Annotated in this window: 16 protein-coding genes and 1 tRNA gene; 6 read left to right on the top strand and 11 right to left on the bottom strand. The window is 66.3% G+C overall.

All coding sequences use genetic code 11. The annotated features are described in order from the left end of the window. Window positions 1-72: 72 nt before the first annotated feature. The 6 genes from CA833_RS14475 to efp form a co-directional block, all read right to left on the bottom strand. Window positions 73-1,410, bottom strand: coding sequence for an amidohydrolase (locus tag CA833_RS14475; protein ID WP_207078418.1), 1,338 nt, complete (start codon window positions 1,408-1,410; stop codon window positions 73-75). Window positions 1,411-1,498: 88 nt separating this feature from the next. Continuing rightward, entirely contained in the window at window positions 1,499-3,322 is a 1,824-nt protein-coding gene (locus tag CA833_RS14470; protein ID WP_207078417.1) for a hypothetical protein, read from the bottom strand. A gap of 601 nt (window positions 3,323-3,923) precedes the next feature. After that, window positions 3,924-4,007 (bottom strand) — tRNA-Leu (locus CA833_RS14465). A 92-nt stretch (window positions 4,008-4,099) separates the two neighbouring features. Further along, entirely contained in the window at window positions 4,100-4,918 is an 819-nt protein-coding gene (locus tag CA833_RS14460) for an inositol monophosphatase family protein (protein WP_142634155.1), read from the bottom strand. A 91-nt stretch (window positions 4,919-5,009) separates the two neighbouring features. After that, window positions 5,010-5,426 carry a hypothetical protein gene (locus CA833_RS14455; protein ID WP_142634157.1) on the bottom strand — a complete coding sequence of 139 codons (417 nt, stop codon included), beginning with the start codon at window positions 5,424-5,426 and terminating at the stop codon, window positions 5,010-5,012. Then, a complete protein-coding gene (gene efp, locus CA833_RS14450; protein ID WP_142634159.1) occupies window positions 5,426-5,989 on the bottom strand; it encodes an elongation factor P in 564 nt (187 codons plus the stop codon). Before efp ends, CA833_RS14455 begins: the two co-directional genes overlap by 1 nt. A 105-nt stretch (window positions 5,990-6,094) precedes the next feature. Between efp and CA833_RS14445 the strand changes: the two genes are divergently transcribed. The 3 genes from CA833_RS14445 to CA833_RS14435 all read left to right on the top strand — a co-directional run bounded on the left by CA833_RS14445 (window position 6,095) and on the right by CA833_RS14435 (window position 8,054). Beyond that, window positions 6,095-6,586: a hypothetical protein gene (locus CA833_RS14445; protein WP_207078416.1), complete on the top strand. Its 492-nt coding sequence runs from the start codon at window positions 6,095-6,097 to the stop codon at window positions 6,584-6,586. A 105-nt stretch (window positions 6,587-6,691) separates the two neighbouring features. After that, window positions 6,692-7,504: an SDR family NAD(P)-dependent oxidoreductase gene (locus CA833_RS14440; RefSeq protein ID WP_207078415.1), complete on the top strand. Its 813-nt coding sequence runs from the start codon at window positions 6,692-6,694 to the stop codon at window positions 7,502-7,504. Window positions 7,505-7,514: 10 nt separating this feature from the next. After that, a complete protein-coding gene (locus CA833_RS14435) occupies window positions 7,515-8,054 on the top strand; it encodes a nuclear transport factor 2 family protein (RefSeq protein ID WP_207078414.1) in 540 nt (179 codons plus the stop codon). 41 nt (window positions 8,055-8,095) lie between these two features. Here the strand turns inward: CA833_RS14435 and CA833_RS14430 are convergent, their stop codons facing one another. The 5 genes from CA833_RS14430 to CA833_RS14410 form a co-directional block, all read right to left on the bottom strand. Then, window positions 8,096-8,899, bottom strand: coding sequence for an SDR family NAD(P)-dependent oxidoreductase (locus CA833_RS14430; RefSeq protein WP_142634165.1), 804 nt, complete (start codon window positions 8,897-8,899; stop codon window positions 8,096-8,098). A gap of 139 nt (window positions 8,900-9,038) precedes the next feature. Beyond that, window positions 9,039-9,956: an acyl-CoA dehydrogenase family protein gene (locus CA833_RS14425; RefSeq protein WP_207078413.1), complete on the bottom strand. Its 918-nt coding sequence runs from the start codon at window positions 9,954-9,956 to the stop codon at window positions 9,039-9,041. Then, window positions 9,956-11,101, bottom strand: a complete 1,146-nt coding sequence (locus CA833_RS14420; RefSeq protein WP_142634169.1) for an acyl-CoA dehydrogenase family protein — start codon at window positions 11,099-11,101, stop codon at window positions 9,956-9,958. Before CA833_RS14420 ends, CA833_RS14425 begins: the two co-directional genes overlap by 1 nt. 107 nt (window positions 11,102-11,208) lie before the next feature. Then, entirely contained in the window at window positions 11,209-11,982 is a 774-nt protein-coding gene (locus CA833_RS14415; RefSeq protein WP_207078412.1) for an SDR family NAD(P)-dependent oxidoreductase, read from the bottom strand. A gap of 130 nt (window positions 11,983-12,112) precedes the next feature. Next, window positions 12,113-13,897, bottom strand: coding sequence for an FAD-dependent oxidoreductase (locus tag CA833_RS14410; RefSeq protein ID WP_255535831.1), 1,785 nt, complete (start codon window positions 13,895-13,897; stop codon window positions 12,113-12,115). A gap of 176 nt (window positions 13,898-14,073) precedes the next feature. Here CA833_RS14410 and CA833_RS14405 point away from each other — a divergent pair, with 176 nt between their 5' ends. From CA833_RS14405 to CA833_RS14395, 3 genes are all read left to right on the top strand, one after another. Then, the gene (locus CA833_RS14405) at window positions 14,074-14,388 is read left to right on the top strand and encodes a non-heme iron oxygenase ferredoxin subunit (protein WP_142637676.1); all 315 of its coding nucleotides are present in this window, start codon (window positions 14,074-14,076) and stop codon (window positions 14,386-14,388) included. A gap of 87 nt (window positions 14,389-14,475) precedes the next feature. Beyond that, complete coding sequence (locus tag CA833_RS14400; protein ID WP_207078411.1) at window positions 14,476-15,651, top strand: acyl-CoA dehydrogenase family protein; 1,176 nt, start codon at window positions 14,476-14,478, stop codon at window positions 15,649-15,651. Next, window positions 15,648-16,658, top strand: a complete 1,011-nt coding sequence (locus tag CA833_RS14395) for an acyl-CoA dehydrogenase family protein (RefSeq protein ID WP_207078410.1) — start codon at window positions 15,648-15,650, stop codon at window positions 16,656-16,658. The genes CA833_RS14400 and CA833_RS14395 overlap by 4 nt, the downstream gene beginning before the upstream one ends. Window positions 16,659-16,663 lie beyond the last annotated feature (5 nt).

Here is a 16,663-nt window from a genome sequence, read left to right as displayed (position 1 = left end):
TAGCGAAAAAGCGTCGGCCCGATTTACAGCAAGCCCCGACGAAAAAGGGGGACGATGCCCCCTTCCCCGCACTCATCGGCGCGGCATCAGCCGCAGCGCCGTGAGCGTGATCGCCTCGCTGCCCGAGGCGATGACCTTGTCCGCCACCGGTGCCCAGAACGGGCTGTGCAGCGATGGCAAGGGCGCGCCGCCCGACTTCGCCGCCGCCAGCTTGGCGGGGTCGACCCCGCCGACCCAGAAGATGACCGACTGGATGTGGTCCTCGTCCGCGCGGCGGAACTCGCCGAAGTCCTCGCCGCCCATGACGGACGGGGTGACGACGACATTGGCCTCGCCCATCTGCGCCTTGAGATCGGCAACGACGGTCTGCGTGAATTCCGGCGAATTCCAGGTCGCCCGGGTATGCGGCTCCTTGACGGTGACGACCGGCATCAGCGGATCCGGCAGGCCCGAGGCGATCGCCTCGCCGCGCGCGATGCGGCGGATGCCGTCGAGCAGGCGGTTGCGCGTCTCGTCGGAGTAGCTGCGCACCGTCAGCTGCAGCTTGGCATCGTCGGAAATCACGTTGTGCTTGGCACCCGCATGGAACGAGCCGACCGTGACCACCACCGGATCGAGCGGGTTGGTCTCGCGGCTGGCGAGCGTCTGCAACTTCATGACGATCGCACTGGCCAGGACGATGGGATCCTTGGTCGCCTGCGGATAGGCACCGTGGCCGCCGATGCCCTTCACGTCGATGTCGACACTGTCCACGTTGGCCAGCGCCCAGCCCACCGCAGCCCCCACCTGCCCGGCCGGAAGATCCGCCGAATCGTGAAACGCCAGCGTGTAGTCCGGCTTGGGGAAACGGCTGTAGAGCCCGTCCTTGAGCATCGCCAAGGCACCCTCCCCGGTTTCCTCGGCCGGTTGCCCGACCATGACCAGGGTGCCCGACCACTGCGACTTGCGCGCGGCCATCAGCCGCGCCGTCTCGATCCACGCGGTCATGTGGGTGTCGTGCCCGCAAGCGTGCATGATGCCGCTTTCGACACCCGCGGTCGACGTTCCGCGCTGGACCGAGGCAAACGGCACCCCCGTCTGCTCGATCACCGGCAGCCCATCCATGTCCGCCCGGATCAGGACGGTCGGCCCCTCTCCGTTCCTGAGCACCGCGACGACGCCCGTGCCGCCCACTTTCTCTGTAACCGTGAAACCGGCCTCGCGCGCCGCCTTGGCGAGGACGGCCGCGCTGCGCACTTCCTGATTGCTCAATTCAGGGTGCGAATGAAGGTCGCGGTAGGTCGTCATCAACCCGGGCAGATCCCGCGCGATCGCCGTCGCCACGTCCGGCGCCGTCGAGGCAGCCTGCGCTGAAGCGGGGAACAGGGCGCAGACGGACAGCGCAGCGGCGGAATGGAGCAGGGTTTTCATGCCCGCAGCCTATGGCTCCTGCTCGCTCCCTGCAAGCGCCTACCGCCATGCCATTATCGCATGCAATCAACCGGATCGGACAGGATGCTCAGCCTCCCAAGAGGCCCTGCGCCTCAAGCGGTCCGCTGATGAATTCGGGCATGTGCATTTCCCGGATCAACTCGCGCCGGTCCCGTGCGACCTTGGGAAAATCCTTAGCCGCCTGCACCAGCACCGATTCCGCCTGCTTCGGCTGCTGGTTGAGCGCCAGCGCCGAGGCCAGCAGGTAGCGCGGGATAAGCCCGTAATCGTCCGCGCCGAGCCGCGCGTAACGCACCGCCTTCTGTCCATCGCGGCGATAGAGCGCATCGATCGTCAGCCCCGACCAATACCATGCCGGGTGACCGGGATTGAGGCTTATGGCCTTCTCGGCCAGGGCCGGCGCATTGTCATGCTCGCCCAGCACGCCGAGAAGCCGGCTCGCCTCGGCAAGGATTTCGGCGTTGTTCGGGCTGATCGCCAGAGCCTTGCCGATAGCCTCGCGCGCGGCGACAAAATCACCGTTATGGAACCGCGCTATCGCCAGATACTGATAGGCCTGCGCATTGGTGGCGTTGGCAGCCACCGCCCTTTCCGCCGCATCGAGCGCCTCGCGCGATGCCCCGGCGCCGCTGCTGACCGCCTGGTGCGTATGGATCCATGATAACAGCGCCCAGGCATTCGAATAGTTCGGCTGGCGCGCCACGGCCCGGATCAGGCACTCCTTGACCGGCGGCAAGGTTTCCGGGCGCTTTTCGCGCATGAACTGGAACGCTTCCAGTTCGCAGAAATAGTCGTCCATCGACAGGCTGCGGTGATTTTCGAGGTCATGCCGCATGGTCTCATGGATCACCCCGTAGGGCTGGCCGAGACGGGAGGCGACACCGAGCGCTATGTCCGCCTGCATCTGCAGGATACGACTGGGCTCGACCGTCATGAGGTCACTGCTTTCCGACCAGACGACCACACCGCCGGGAACCCGCACCAGGCTGGAGTTGACGCGGAACTTGTCGCCGGAAATCAGGATCGCGCCCTGAAGCACAAAAGTGCTGCCACGCGGCGCGGTCCGCGCCCGGCGCTCCATGGTCGGAGAAAGTCCGCGCGGATCGAGCCCGATCACCGCGAGATTGGGCAGCTGGGACAGATAGTTCACCAGATCGTACTGGAACCCGTCTCGCACATGAACGGCCTGCGCGGTTCCCCCCGTCAGCGAATAGGGCGCAACATAGACGGTCGGCCCGCGCGGCATCTCGCCGGCGCGGGATACCACCGTATCGCGCAGTTCGCCGGGCCAATAGATGATCACCAGCGCCGACACCAAGGCGAGCACCGCCAGCAGTATCCATGCCCTGCGCTTGCCCGGGGACGCTGTGGATGGAAGGAGAGCCTCAGTGCCGCCGGCCGAGGGCGATGGCTCGGGCGACGCATCCTCCACGTCACCGGCTTCGAGGGCGGCGCTACCGGTGCGTTCCGCCGCCTCGAGCGGCAATTGCGCCCCTGCGGCGACTTCCGGCTCGGCCGCAGCGGCATCGTCACCATCGCTCGCCGGCTGCTGGAGAGCCGCTGCCAGTTCGAGCGACGGCACATAGGAACCGCGCGAGAGAACGATCCGCGCCGGGTCGCGCCCCCCCTCCCCCCCATAATACTCGGCAAGGGCCTTGCGCAGGCGCGCTATCTGCACGCGCACGATCGAATCGGAGGATGCGTCAAAACCCTCGTCCCGCCCGAAGACATCAAGGGCGATCGCATACCCCTTCAGACGATCGGCGTGACCGGCGAGGGTCTGTTCGACAAGATGGACAAGAAGTTCGGAAAGACGCGGCGACGAGCGGAAGGTTGATGACCCGATGACGCGCAATAAGGCGTCGTGAAAATCGGCGGCGCTAGGTTCCATATCGTCCCCTTCACCGACAAAATACTAGAGAGTGAAGGACTTGGCAAACACACTGATCGCCCGCGACTTGGCTTTCAGCGCAGTTTTTGAAGGGAAAGGAGCGTTTCGCGCCAATTGTGTGGCCACCGCACGCGGCAATGCGCGCCGGCCCGCTCCCCCCGGAACGGACCGGCGCGACGGGGCGAAGCTGTGCTTCTGCCCGCTTTGCGACCCGAAGCGACCTCGACCGCCTATGGGGACGGCAAGGCGAACTTGCGGGAAGTGCCGGAACCCCTTGCGCGGCAGTAGGGGCAACCGCGCAATGCTATCCTGTCCAGACTCGGCACTCACTGGACGGATCGGTTTCCGGCAATCCTCGATACGGACGTCCATCGCGATCATGAGGAACACGGCCAGGGCCGGCAGAACCGCAATTGGCAGACATCGACGCATCAAGTGCGAAACCGCCAATGACCGATTCTTGCGCGGCTGGGCAGTGATTCACCGTTAAATGCGACAAGTCGTTGAAACGACTGGCCAGGCAGACGCAGAAGGAGCCCGAAATCCGGGCCGGAAACGATTTCGGCGCGAAACCGGAGTTTCGCGCCGAAGATCGATTGCATGGTGCCCCTGGCCCGACTCGAACGGGCACGCCTTGCGACAAACGATTTTGAGTCGTTCGCGTCTACCATTCCGCCACAGGGGCACGCTTGCCGCGTGCAGGCCGCCCGCCCTGGAAAACCGAGGGCAAGCGGCGCCGGCGCTGCACGCTTAGCGGCGCCGGCGCTCGCACTCAAGTCACTTGAGTGCAGTTACCAGCAACTTGTGCAGACGGGAGTGGAGAACATCGTTGCCGGCAAGGATTTCGGTATCGCAGATCACCTGCGAACGGCCCTTCCAGTCCGACACGAAACCACCTGCCTCACGCACGAGGAGGCAGCCCGCGGCCGTATCCCAGGGCTTGAGGTCGGCTTCCCAGAAACCTTCGTAACGACCGGCCGCAACCCACGCGAGGTCAAGCGCCGCCGAACCGAACCGGCGGATGCCCGCAACCTGCGGCGCCAGCGCGTGGTAGATCTTGGTCCACTTGCCCGCGTCGCCATGACCGGCGAAGGGAATGCCGGTGGCGATCACGCTCTCGTCCATGTGACGACGCGAGGAAACGCGCAGGCGCTTGTCGTGCAGCCAGGCGCCGCGCGACTTTTCGGCCCAGTACGATTCGTCGGTGACCGGGTTGTAGATGAGGCCGGCGGTGACTTCGCCCCAGCCCTTGCCGTCGAGACGCGGCTCCTGCACCGCGATCGAGATCGCGAAGTGCGGAATGCCGTGCAGGAAGTTGGTCGTGCCGTCGAGCGGGTCGACGATGAAACGCGGCTTGTCGGGATCGCCCTCGATCTCGCCGGCTTCCTCGAACAGGAAGCCCCAATCGGGACGCGCGGCGCGCAGTTCGTCCCAGATCGTGCGTTCGGAAGCCTGGTCGGCCTTCGAGACGAAGTCCGCCGGTCCCTTGCGCGAGACCTGCAGGTGCTCGATTTCGCCGAAGTCGCGGCGGAGGCGGTTGCCCGCCTTGCGAGCCGCCTTTTCCATCACGCGCATGAGACCGGAGATGGCCATAATACCTTTAGTCCTTCGAGGGCCGGATGAACCGGCCGGTTATGCTTGGAGGGCAAGTCCGTGAAAAGCGGAACCGCCGTGAATATCGATGCGATTATCGGCCCTTGGCGGGCTGGGACGCACCGCCTTGGGCCGGATGATTGCAGATCGCGACCATGGCGGTCAGAACTTCGTTGGGCTTGTCGCGATGAACCTTTGCAGGGTTCTCCGCGATCACCTTGTCCATCGCCGTGCTGATGCGCGACAGCGAATTGTTGTACAGACAGCCCACCAGCACGCCCTTCACGGGCTGCTCGACCTGGTCCGACTGCAGGCCGGAAATCAGCACCTTGAGGTAGAACATCGCATGTTCGACCTCGGGCGGCGGTGCGGTGTGTGCGCCCGCGGCAGGGGCCGCCGGCCTGGCGGCGGGGGCAGTCGCCTTCGCGACAGGCCTGGCAGCCGCCAGCACCGGCGAAGCGCCAAACGCCAGCGACGCGCCGGCCAGCGCGAAAAGGACCGCCCGGCGCATCAGTCGGCCTTCTTCACGTAGGTCTTCTCGTACACGTCGACGATGATGCGCGTGCCGCTTTCGATGTGCGGCGGCACCATCACGCGCACGCCGTTGTCGAGCACGGCAGGCTTGTAGCTGGACGAGGCGGTCTGGCCCTTCACCACGGCATCGGCTTCGACGATGGTGGCTTCGACCTGTTCGGGCAGCTGCACCGAGATCGGGCGCTCTTCCCACATTTCGAGCAGAACCTGCATGCCGTCCTGAAGGAAGGCCGCGGCATCGCCCAGAAGGTCGGCCGGGAGCATGATCTGTTCGTAGGTCTCGATGTCCATGAACACCAGGTCTTCGCCCTCGGCGTAGAGGAACTGGAAGTCCTTGGTGTCGAGACGGACGCGCTCGACGGTGTCGGCGCTGCGGAAGCGCACGTTGGTCTTGCGGCCGTCGATGAGGTTCTTCATCTCGACCTGCATGAAGGCGCCACCCTTGCCAGGCTGGGTGTGCTGCGTCTTGGCGACTTTCCAGATACCCTTTTCGTATTCGAGAATATTGCCGGGACGAATGTCGACGCCGCTGATCTTCATGAGTGAGCCTTCGATGGGAAAGAGCCGCTGAGCGGCGAAGCAGCCGCCCTTAGCGGAGGACGCGGACTGTGGCAATTCCTTCGCGTCAATGCTAGCGCAGCAGTCATGAATCGCGCACCGTTCATCCCCCCCATCGCCCGCGCCCCCGCTTTTCTGGCCTGCGGCCTGGCGCTTGCCGCAGTGTCGGCAGGGCTCGCCCCGGCAATGGCGAAGCCGGCTCCGCCGCCGGTGCCGGGCGGAACCATCAGCACCCTGCCGCTCGGCCACTATACCTGCGAGAAGGACGGCGATGCCGGCGGCGCGGTCGGCAATCCGGTGCCGGCGCTCGACTTCCAGGTGGTCAACTTCTCCAGCTACAAGGGCACGGACGGGGTTCGCGGCAGCTACCTGATGACCGGCGACAGCGTGACCATGACCGGCGGCAAGCTCAAGGGTGAAAAACTCCATCGCACCGCCCCGGCCTTCCTGCGCGTGGTCGGCGCCGACGGCCAGGACAGCGAAATCCGCTGCGTGCTCACCTCGCGCAAGCGCCAGTCGGATGGCGGCTTCAACGAAAACAGCCCGGCCGACAGCGGCGGCGACTATTCGCAGGGCTGATCGCGCCTTGAGCCGCTGATCGCAGGGGCGGTTTGCCCCGCCTGCCGATCCATCCCATCCTCGCTTCGACAATGACCCGGCCTGTCCGGGCAGGAGGAGCGCGGAATGGACCTGGGCCTTGCCGGGAAACTGGCAATCGTGACCGGCGCGACGGCAAACATCGGCCGCGCCATCGCCCTTGAACTGGCCCGGGAAGGCGCAACAACCGTTCTGGTCGGGCGGGATCACGAGGCGGGCGAACGCCTGGCCGATCACTGCGTTCAGCAAGGCGCTCCTCAAGCGCGTTTTGTCGCTGCCGACCTTGCCGACGTCACCGCGCCCGGGCGCATCCTTGCCGCCGCCGAGGCGCTTGGCCCCGTCGATGTGCTGGTCAACAACGTCGGCGGCAACGTCGCGCAAGGCTTTTTCGCCGATTCCGATCCGGCAACCTGGATGGCCGACATCGACCTCAATTTCGGCACCGTGCTGCGCATGACCCACGCCGTGTTGCCGGGCATGATCGCCCGCAAGGGCGGCGCCCTGGTCAATGTCGGCTCGACCGCGGCCCTGGTGGGAGACTATCAGCTTCCCGTCTATTCCGCCGCCAAAGGCGCTGTGCACAGCTTCACCGCGGTTCTGGCGAAGGAACTCGGCCAGCACGGCATCCGCGTCAACGCGGTCGCCCCTTATGCAACGATCGCGCAAGATCCCGCCGCCTTCAGCACCGGCAGTCGCTTTCACCCGGATTCCGGCCTGTTCAGTCACGGCGCCGCCAGCGTGGCGGAAGAAGACCGGGCCATCCGCCAGCGCCGCACGTACGTCGGCCGCCCTTTCGCGAACCCCGACGAGATGGCGGGCATGGTTGCCTTCCTCGCCGGCGACCGGGCCAGCTTCATCACCGGGCAGATCTACCCGATCGACGGCGGCGCATTGCTATGAGGGAGGGACCATGAACACCGCCGACCCGGCGCTGGCCGCGCTGCTCGACAAGGAAGCCATCCGCGAGCTTGTCCTGCTCTACGCCCGCGCGATCGACCGCCAGGACATCGCCCTGCTGCGCGACCTCTACACCGACGATGCGACCGATACTCACGGCGACAGTTTCGATGGACCGGCCGAGGACTACTGCCAGTTCATCGCCGCCTCGTTCCCCTACATGCCCTATTCCGGGCACCACCTGTGCAAACACCTGATCGCGCTGGACGGCGACGCGGCAAGCGGCGAAGTCTACGCCCTGGCCTGGTACCTGATCCCCAGCCCCGAGGGAGGACAGGCGGGAGGACAGGAGGAAGACTTCATGGCCGTGCGCTACATCGACAACTATCGGCGCTGCGGCGACGGCAAGTGGCGCTTCTCGAAACGAGTGGTCACCTACGATTTCAAACTGCGCCGCCCGTTCGGCGGCGGCGGCCTGCTCGGGCAGGGTGCGCTGGACCCGAGCTATACGCTCTGCCCGCAAGCCCTGTTCGCACGAGGCGCGAGGGCCTGACGGCCCTCGCTCTCCCGCTCGTCACATCGCCAATCGTGACGTTACATCGAGGGCGCATAGCCCCCGTTGAGCGGGTAAGTCTGGCCGGTGATCCATTCGGCCGCATCCGAGCACAGGAACGTCACCAGCGCCGCCACGTCGGTCGACTTGCCGCAGCGGCGGATGGAATAGCGGCCCATCAAGCCCTTCATGTGATCGCCCTGCATGATCTCGGCCCGCTGTTCGTCCGGCATGTCAGGAAGCAGCGCCGAGAGCGACACGCAATTGGCCGTCACGTTGTAACGCCCCAGTTCCTTGGCGATCGAGCGCATGAACCCCTGCGCCCCCGCCTTGGACGAGGCATAGACCGCCATCCTGGCCTCGCCCACCCGGCCCGAATCCGACACGATGGTGACGATCCGCCCGCGCTTTGCCGCGACCATGTCGGGAATGAACGCAAAGCAGCAGTTGTAGACGCCGTAGAGGTTGGTGCCGAGGTAGCGCTGCCAGTTCGCCGGATCTTCCTCCCAGAAATTTTGCGCCGGCCGGATCGAAGCGCCGGGCCCTGCCATGCCCGCGTTGTTCACCAGCACCGTGGCGGGCCCGAGTTCGGCCGTGATCGCGGCTCTGGCCGCCTGCGCCGCGGCAAGGTCGGTCACGTCGAACGGCACCGCCAGGGCAGGCACGCCCATGGCGCGAATTTCGCCGGCCACCGCCTCGGCCCGCTCCGGTACGAAATCGTTGACGGCAATGCCGCCCGCATTGTGGCGCGCCAGTTCCAGCGCCGTGGCCCGCCCCGCGTTCTGGCCCGCACCGGTGACCAGAGCCACCTGCCCGCCCAGATCGATCAGATCGCTTCCTTGCATCCTTGCCCTCTTGTCTTCTTGCCCTCTTGTCTTCTTGTCCGTGACGGCAAGTCTTGCATGCCCCGTCCTGCCCGGCGACAGGACCGCACCCGATATCGCGCGCGCTGCGGCTATCGCGGCGATGCCGCATGAAAACGGCCTACCCCCAGAGCGCCTCCGCCGCGGCCAGCCCCTGCCCGCCGCGTCCGCCCAGTTCCGCCGTCAGCAGTTTGAGCCGATAGGTCCACAAGTGCAGGGGATGCTCCAGCGTCACGCCCATGCCGCCAAGGAACTGGTGGTAGTCGTAGCAGACCCGCCTCGCTGCCTCCTGCGCATGGAGCAGCGCCAGCGCGGCGTCCGCCTGTGTCCCGCTCGCCGCCGCCCGCATGGCGAGCCAGTAGGCGGTGTTGGTCACCACCTGGGCCTCGGCCAGCCGGTGGCGCATTGCCTGGAACGTCGCGAGTGGACGCCCGAACTGCCTGCGCTCGGATACATAAGTCACCACGCTCGCCAGCGCCGCGCCGAGCAGGCCCGCCGCTTCAGCCGCCATCGCCACGCGCCAGGCCCGGGTGACTTCGGCCGGATCGACATCGTGCATCGTCACCGCGCCGGGCACGCCGGTGAGGAACGCGACCGGATAGGCATAGAGCGTATCCTCCTGCGCCGGGGCAATCATGTCCTCGCTCGCGGCAAAGCTGCTGACGCCGCCCGGACCGACAACAACCACCGTCGCGCCGGGCCGCAGGAAACGCAGCGGCGCCGCAAGACGGCCTTCCTCGACCAGGCAGAGCGGGCGCGGCAAATCCGGATCGATCAGCGGGCGCACCAGCGCCGAGGCCGCCGCTTCCACCGCAAACGGCAGCCGTGCGAGCTTCTCCACCACCAATGCGGCGGTGACCGGCCCCAGTTCCTCGACCGCCATGACATCGAGGAAGCCGTTCTCCACCAGCGCCGCGTCGAGTTCCCCGCTTTCCAGCGCCAGTCCGGCATCGTGGAGCGGAGCGGAAGCAAAAGGCCGCGCCAGCGCGTCGACAAAATCGAGGACCTGGGTCTGGTCGTCATTGAGGGCAAGCTGCATCAGCGCGGCTCCCGGGGCAGTTCCAGCACGTCGCTGGCGATGATGTTGAGCTGGATCTCGGCCGAACCGGCGGCGACCCCGGCGACGATGCCGCGCTGGTGGTGCATCTTGAGATAGGGCGAGGCCCCCGCGAGCGCTTCGGGCAGGAACTCCACCACGAATTCGCACACGGCCCGCTCGGCCATCACGGTGGCGTAGCGGGCGGAACTGGACTCCGCACCGATCGCCAGCCCGTCGACCCGTTTCTGCACGACGGCATAGTTGGCCGTCCCCGCCCCCTCACACAGCGCCGCGCAGCGCGCGGCCTCGATGCGCACATGCTCGCGAACGAAGTCGCCGCGCGCCTTCAGCATCGCCACCGCCCGGTCGAGCGCGGCGCGGGCCAGCGTGAAACGCGGGATACCCAGCCGCTCGTTGCGCAGCGAATAGGCGACGATCTCCCAGGCCTGCCCCTCCTCACCAAAACGCGCGGTTTCGGGCACGGTCACATCGTCGAAGAAGACCTCGTGAATGTCGCCCTCACCGATCAGCGAGGGGATCTGGCGCACGGTGATGCCCGGCGTGTCCATCGGCACGAGGACGATGGTGATGCCCTTCTTGCGATCGTCGCTGGTGCGGGTCAGCAGGAAGCAGGTGTCGGCAAGGCCTGCATAGGAGGTCCAGATTTTCTGGCCATTGATGACGTAGTGACCGTCCTTCAGCACTGCACGGGTGCGCAGGCTGGCAAGGTCCGATCCGGCGTCAGGTTCGGAAAAACCCTGGCACCACAGCGATTCCCCGCGCGTGATCGGTTCCAGATAGCGCGCCTTCTGTTCAGGCGTGCCGTACTTCTCGAGCGTCGGGCCGATCCAGTTGACGTTCATATACTGGCCGCCGCGCGGCTCGCCGGCGATCCACATCTCTTCCGAGAGGATCTGCTGCTCCCACGGCCCCAGCCCCTCCCCGCCCATGTCCTTCGGCCAGTGGGGGAACAGCAGGCCGGCTTCGGCAAGCTTGACGCAGAAGCCGCGGGCAAATGCCGTCAGCGCGGGCGAGGCGGGGCCGTGTTCGGAGAACGTTTCCCAGTCATCCGGCAGGTTGGCGTGCAGGAAGTCCCGGATCTTGTGGCGGAACGCGTCCTGGTCCTCGGTCCATTCGAACTGCATGGCATCCTTCGTCTCTGCTTTCCTCCGGCGTTACCCAGCGGGCCACGCCCTCACAAGCAAAGGGCCAACGCCCCGGCGAAAACCGCCGAGGGCGTTGCCGGACAGCCTTACTGCCGCACCGCTGCGATCGCCGCCGGCGAGACGTAGCGCGTGGTCGAGATACCGCCGTCCACCGCGATGGTCTGTCCGTTGACGAACCCCGCCTCGTCCGAAGCGAGAAAGGCCACCATGTTGCCGATGTCCGCCGCGGTGCAATCGCGCTGGAGCGGCGTCAGTTCGTGGTTGGTGCGGCGGAAGAAATCCAGTTCCCAGAACGCCGTGGTCATCTCGGTGCGCACCACGGTCGGCGCGATATAGTTGGAGCGGATGCCGCGCGGGCCATATTCGGCGGCCATCGTCTGCATCAGGCCGATCTGCCCGGCCTTCACGGCGGAATAGGCCCCGCCGCCCGGCGTGCCGTAAAGCCCCCAGGTCGAGCCGATGAACAGGATCGAACTCCCCTCCCCCATCACCCGCAAAGCCTCACGGCAGAGCCGGAACGGTGCGCGCAGGGATATGCCCAGCACTTCGTCCAGCATGGCGTCGGTGGTCTGGTCCACCGGGCCGAAGTTGAACGATCCGGCATTGTTCACCAGCACGTCCAGCCGCCCGAACGTCTCCACCGCGACATCGACGATGGCGCGCGGGGCTTCATCGGCCGTGGCGTCAATGGCGATAAAGTCGAACTCTACCGCACCCGCCAGCGCGTCCTTGAGCGCCTGAAGCTTCTCCGCATTGCGCCCGGTGCCGAGGACCTTGACGCCCTTCGCCCCCAGCGCACGCACGATGGCCTCCCCGATACCGCCTGCCGCTCCGGTGACGACTGCTACCTTGCCTTGCATCTGTCCTGCTCCGCTTATGCCGCCACCGCTTGAAGAAGAAGCGGGATCCCCGCCTTCGCGGGGCTGACGGGAGTACCTTGTCGGCACATCTGATTTTCAGCTCGCTTGTCGAAGTTTCGCCAAATCCAAACTACTTCGTCATCCCGGCGAAGGCGGGGATCCCGCTTTGTTCAAGCCCCGAACCCACCCGCGCGTTTCCGGCTCGTTCGGCAATGTCATTGGCGGCGACAAACCCGAAGGTCATGGCCGGTCCGATCGTCGCCCCCGCCCCCGGGTAGGTGTCGCCAAACGGGGTCCCCGAATTGTTACCCGCGGCATAGAGCCCGGCAATCGGCCTGCCCTCCCCATCGAGCACCCGCGCCCGTGCGTCGCAGCGCAGGCCGCCCTTGGTGCCGAGATCGCCGTTGTTGATCGGCACCGCATAGAACGGCGCCTTGTCGATCGGACCGATGTTCGGATTGGGCCTGGAAGAGGGATCGCCAAACATTTGGTCATAGGGGTTCATGCCCCGTCCGAACTCGGGATCGACGCCGGTCTTCGCATAGGCGTTCATGTTGGCGATGGTCTGACGCACGGCGTCTGCCGGCAGGTGCGTCTTGGCGCAGAGTTCCTCGATGGTACTGGCCCGGAACACGTAGTGATCCCACCAGTCATCCGGCACTTTATGCTCGGGCGTATGGACCGTGGGCATCAGGCCGCCGGCGCTGAATTTCCGGCGGAACTTGGCATCGAAGATCAGCCAGCAGGGACAGTTCGCGCCGGTTTCCAGCTGGTCGCGCACCATGGCCTGCCCGAACTGGTCGTACCCGCAGGCCTCATCCACAAAGCGCACACCCTTGCGGTTGACCACCACGCTCCACGGACGCCCCACGTCGAACGCGGCCTGATGGATCTCATGGAAGTTCGACGCCCCCTTCATCGGTAGCGTCATCGTCGGGATCCACCAGCCCTGCTCGGTGTGTTCGGTCGAGGCTCCGACCGCTTCCGCCGCGACCAGCGCCTCGCCCCGGTTGCCGTCCTCGGGCGTGGAGGAATGCCGTGTCAGCCCGGGCACCGGATAGAAGCGGTCCCGCAGCGCCTGGTTCCACTCGAACCCGCCCGCCGCCAGCACCACCCCGTGCCGCGCCGCCACGCTGTATCTGCGCCCGAAGCGGGACACCTCGACCCCGGTGACACGGCCTCCCTCGTCCACCGCCAGCCCTTCCAGCGCCGTCTCCAGCCGAAGCTCGACCCCGCGCGCAAACACCTGCTCATACGTCGCCCCCATCAGCGCGGCGCCCTGGGTGAAGCGCTTGTCACGGTGCGAGACCTTGCGTGCCGGACGGTCCAGCCAGTAGCGCCCGATCATCCGGCCCGCGACCATCCGCCAGCCCTTCGACTGCATCATCAGGGCAAAGGTCTCGGTAAGGTCCATCGCGTAGCGGCCGAACAGCTTGAAGCGGTTGTACTGCTCGCGCATCAGGGCATAGCGCCCATCACCAAGCCGCCGCCCGTCGAACGTCGGCACGATCACGGAGCGATCCGCCCGCGCGCCCACCCGGTCGGGAAAGTAGTCCGGCCAGGCCGCCGCCGCGACCTGCACGCCGGTGGATTTCAGAAAGCGCAGCATCTTCGGCGCTTCATCGACGAAGGCTTCCAGCCGCTCCCGGTTCACCGCCACGCCGATAGTGGCATCGAGATAGGCAAGGGCCGCCTCGCGGCTGTCACCCTGGTCCCCGTCCAGGCGGTGGTTGGGGATCCACATGACCCCGCCCGAAGTGGCCGAAGTGCCGCCGAACTTGTGCGCCTTCTCGACGATCAGCACTTTCAGGCCAAGATCGGCACTGCGCAGCGCCGCCATTGCCCCCGCCGAGCCCGATCCCACCACCACGACATCGAAGCTCTCGCCATTTTCGCAATTTCCGAGCGCGGACACCTGAACTCTCCCGAAACATATTTTCGGATCACGTTATCGCGTCGGCGGCTTGCCCACGAAATGACCGCCACGGTACAGCGGCTTGCTTGGTCCTGCTTGTGCCCGCCTCATGCTTGCGCGGAGGCTGCGACACCGGACAGTCCCAGAGCCAAGATTCGCGAGAAGCCGGGAAGATGATGACCGAGAAAACCTTCGTTGCCGCCGCCAGACTGGAAGATGTGCCGCCGGGCGCCAAGCTTGTCGTGGAGGTGAACGGGATCGGCATGATCCTGTGCAACACCAGGGACCGCATCTTCGCGGTGCGCAACTTGTGCAGCCACGCCTTCGAGACGCTGGAATGCGGCCGCATGCGCAGCGGCTGGATTTCCTGCCCCGTGCACGGCGCCCGCTTCGACCTGGAAACCGGCGCACCGCTCAACCCGCCGGCAACGATGCCGATCGAGACCTATGCGGTGCGGGTTGAAGACGGCATGATCGAAGTGGAAGTGTAAAAGCCCTGCCGCGGTCGTGCCCCGATATCGCCGCAGCGACCTGCCGCCATCTGGACGCCCCGGCACCCCATCGGCACAGACAAGGGCATGACCCACGATCTAGAAGCCCTGCGGCGCGATGTCCGCAGCTTCCTCAAGGCGCAGGCACCTGCCGACTGGCGCGCTTCCAGCCGCACCCAGGACGACTTTGTCCGCACCCAGCGAGACTGGTTCGGCAAGCTCGTGCACGCCGGCTATGCCATCCCGCACTGGCCTGCGGAGTATCCCGGCGGCGGCCGCAGCCTGGCCGAGCAGAAGGTGATCTACGAGGAACTGGCGCGCGCCGATTGCCCGCGCCTGCTGCTCTCGTTCGTCTCCACCTACCACGCCTTCGCCACGCTCCACGAATGCGGCAATGCCGCGCAGAAGGCCCGCTATCTCCCCAGGATCCTCGAAGGTGAGACCTGGTGCCAGGGCTTTTCCGAGCCCGGTGCCGGATCGGACCTTGCCGCCATCAAGACGCGGGCGGAACGGAAAGGCGATGTCTACGTCATCAATGGCCAGAAAGTCTGGTCGACGATGGCCCAGTTCGCGGACAAGTGCCTGCTGCTGGCGCGCACCGCGTCGGACGGTCCCAAGCAGGCGGGCATCACCTACCTGCTGATGGACATGAAGGCTCCCGGCGTCGCCGTGCGCCCGATCCACCAGATCCAGGGGGACGAGGAATTCGCCGAAATCTTCCTCGACAACGTGGAGATCCCGGTCTGCGAGCGGGTGGGCGAAGAAGGCATGGGCTGGGCCGTGGCACAGGCGACGCTGGCCTCCGAACGCGGGCTGACGCTGATGGAACTGTCCTACCGCATGCGCGGCGCGCTCGGCCGCGTCGCCGGACTGATCCGCAAGCACGGGCATGAAGACGACCGCGGCGTCTTGCGCGATTTCGGCGTGCTGGTCACCCAAGTCGACGCCGTCTGCGCGCTTGCCGACCAGTTCCTCGACAACCGCATCAACGGGATCGAGCGCATCGGTGACGCCTCCATCGTCAAGAATGCCTACAGCCGCGCGCTGAGGGCCTATTCGGCGCTCGGCCTGCGGCTGGGCGGCATGGACGAACAATACGTCGCGCCGATCACGTTCGGCGATCTCAATACCGGCAACTGGATGGCCGATTTCATGAACTCCTACGCCTGGACCATCGCCGGCGGCAGCGAGGAAGTGCAGCGCAATATCATCGCCGAGCGCATGCTGGAGATGCCGCGCGAGCCGAAGGGGTGGGTGCTGTGATCGAACTGAACGAACTCACCGACGCCGCGCAGAAGGCATTTCCGGCGGGCTCGCTCTCGCCCGCGCGCGACGAAAGCTGGCGGCTTGCCGCCGAGATGGGCTGGCTGATGGTACGCCTACCCGAAGCGGACGGCGGCCTTGGCTTCACGCGGGAAGCCTCGACCGCGCTGCACCTCGAAATGGGCCGCATCCTTTCCGCCATGCCCCTGATCCCGGCCCAGCTGGGCCTTCAGGCCATGGCCGCGAGCCACGACTTTGCCGAACGCGCGGAGTGGCTGGAAAGACTGGCCGCAGGGGAATATGCGCCGCTGCCGATGCTCGGCGCCGCACTGACGCCAAGCCCGGACGGCACCGTTTCCGGGACGATTTCCGGCGTGTTCGAGGCGGACATGGCCGCCGCCATCATTGCCCAGCTGCCAAACGGCTATGCGCTGGTGCCGCTGGATGCGCCCGGCGTCTCGATCGTCGAGCGCGCGATCTGGGACCCCAGCCGCCGCCTGTTCGACGTGATACTGGACGGATACACGCCCACGCTGATGCTTACCGACGCGGCCGGCGCCAAGGCCTTGCACGACCAGCTGTCGGGCGAGGCGCAACTAGCGCTTGCGGCAGACTGTATCGGCGCGGCGGGTGCCGCGCTCGACATGACGATCGAGTACATGAAGGTCCGCCGCCAGTTCGACCGTCCGATCGCGCTGTTCCAGGCCCTCAAGCACCGCGCCGCCGACATGAAGACAAAGATCACCGTCGCCGAAGCCCTGTTGTGGAAGCGCGTGCGGGATGAAAGCGCCAGCCTCACCGATCTCGCCGCCACCAAAGTGCTGGCCGCCGAGGCCTTCCGCTTCGTGACCGAGGAAATGGTGCAACTCCATGGCGGCATCGGCCTCACCGACGAGCATCCCTGCCACCTGTTCCTCAAGCGTGCCCTGCTGAACCTCCAGCTTTGCGGCAATGCCGACCTGTGGAACGAGCGCGTCGGCCGCGAGGCTCTTTCGGCAACGGGCTAGGCGTT

The organism is Novosphingobium sp. KA1, assembly GCF_017309955.1.
GTDB lineage: Bacteria > Pseudomonadota > Alphaproteobacteria > Sphingomonadales > Sphingomonadaceae > Novosphingobium.
Note: the sequence above shows the minus strand (reverse complement) of the source record. Positions and strands in the feature narration are given on the sequence as shown.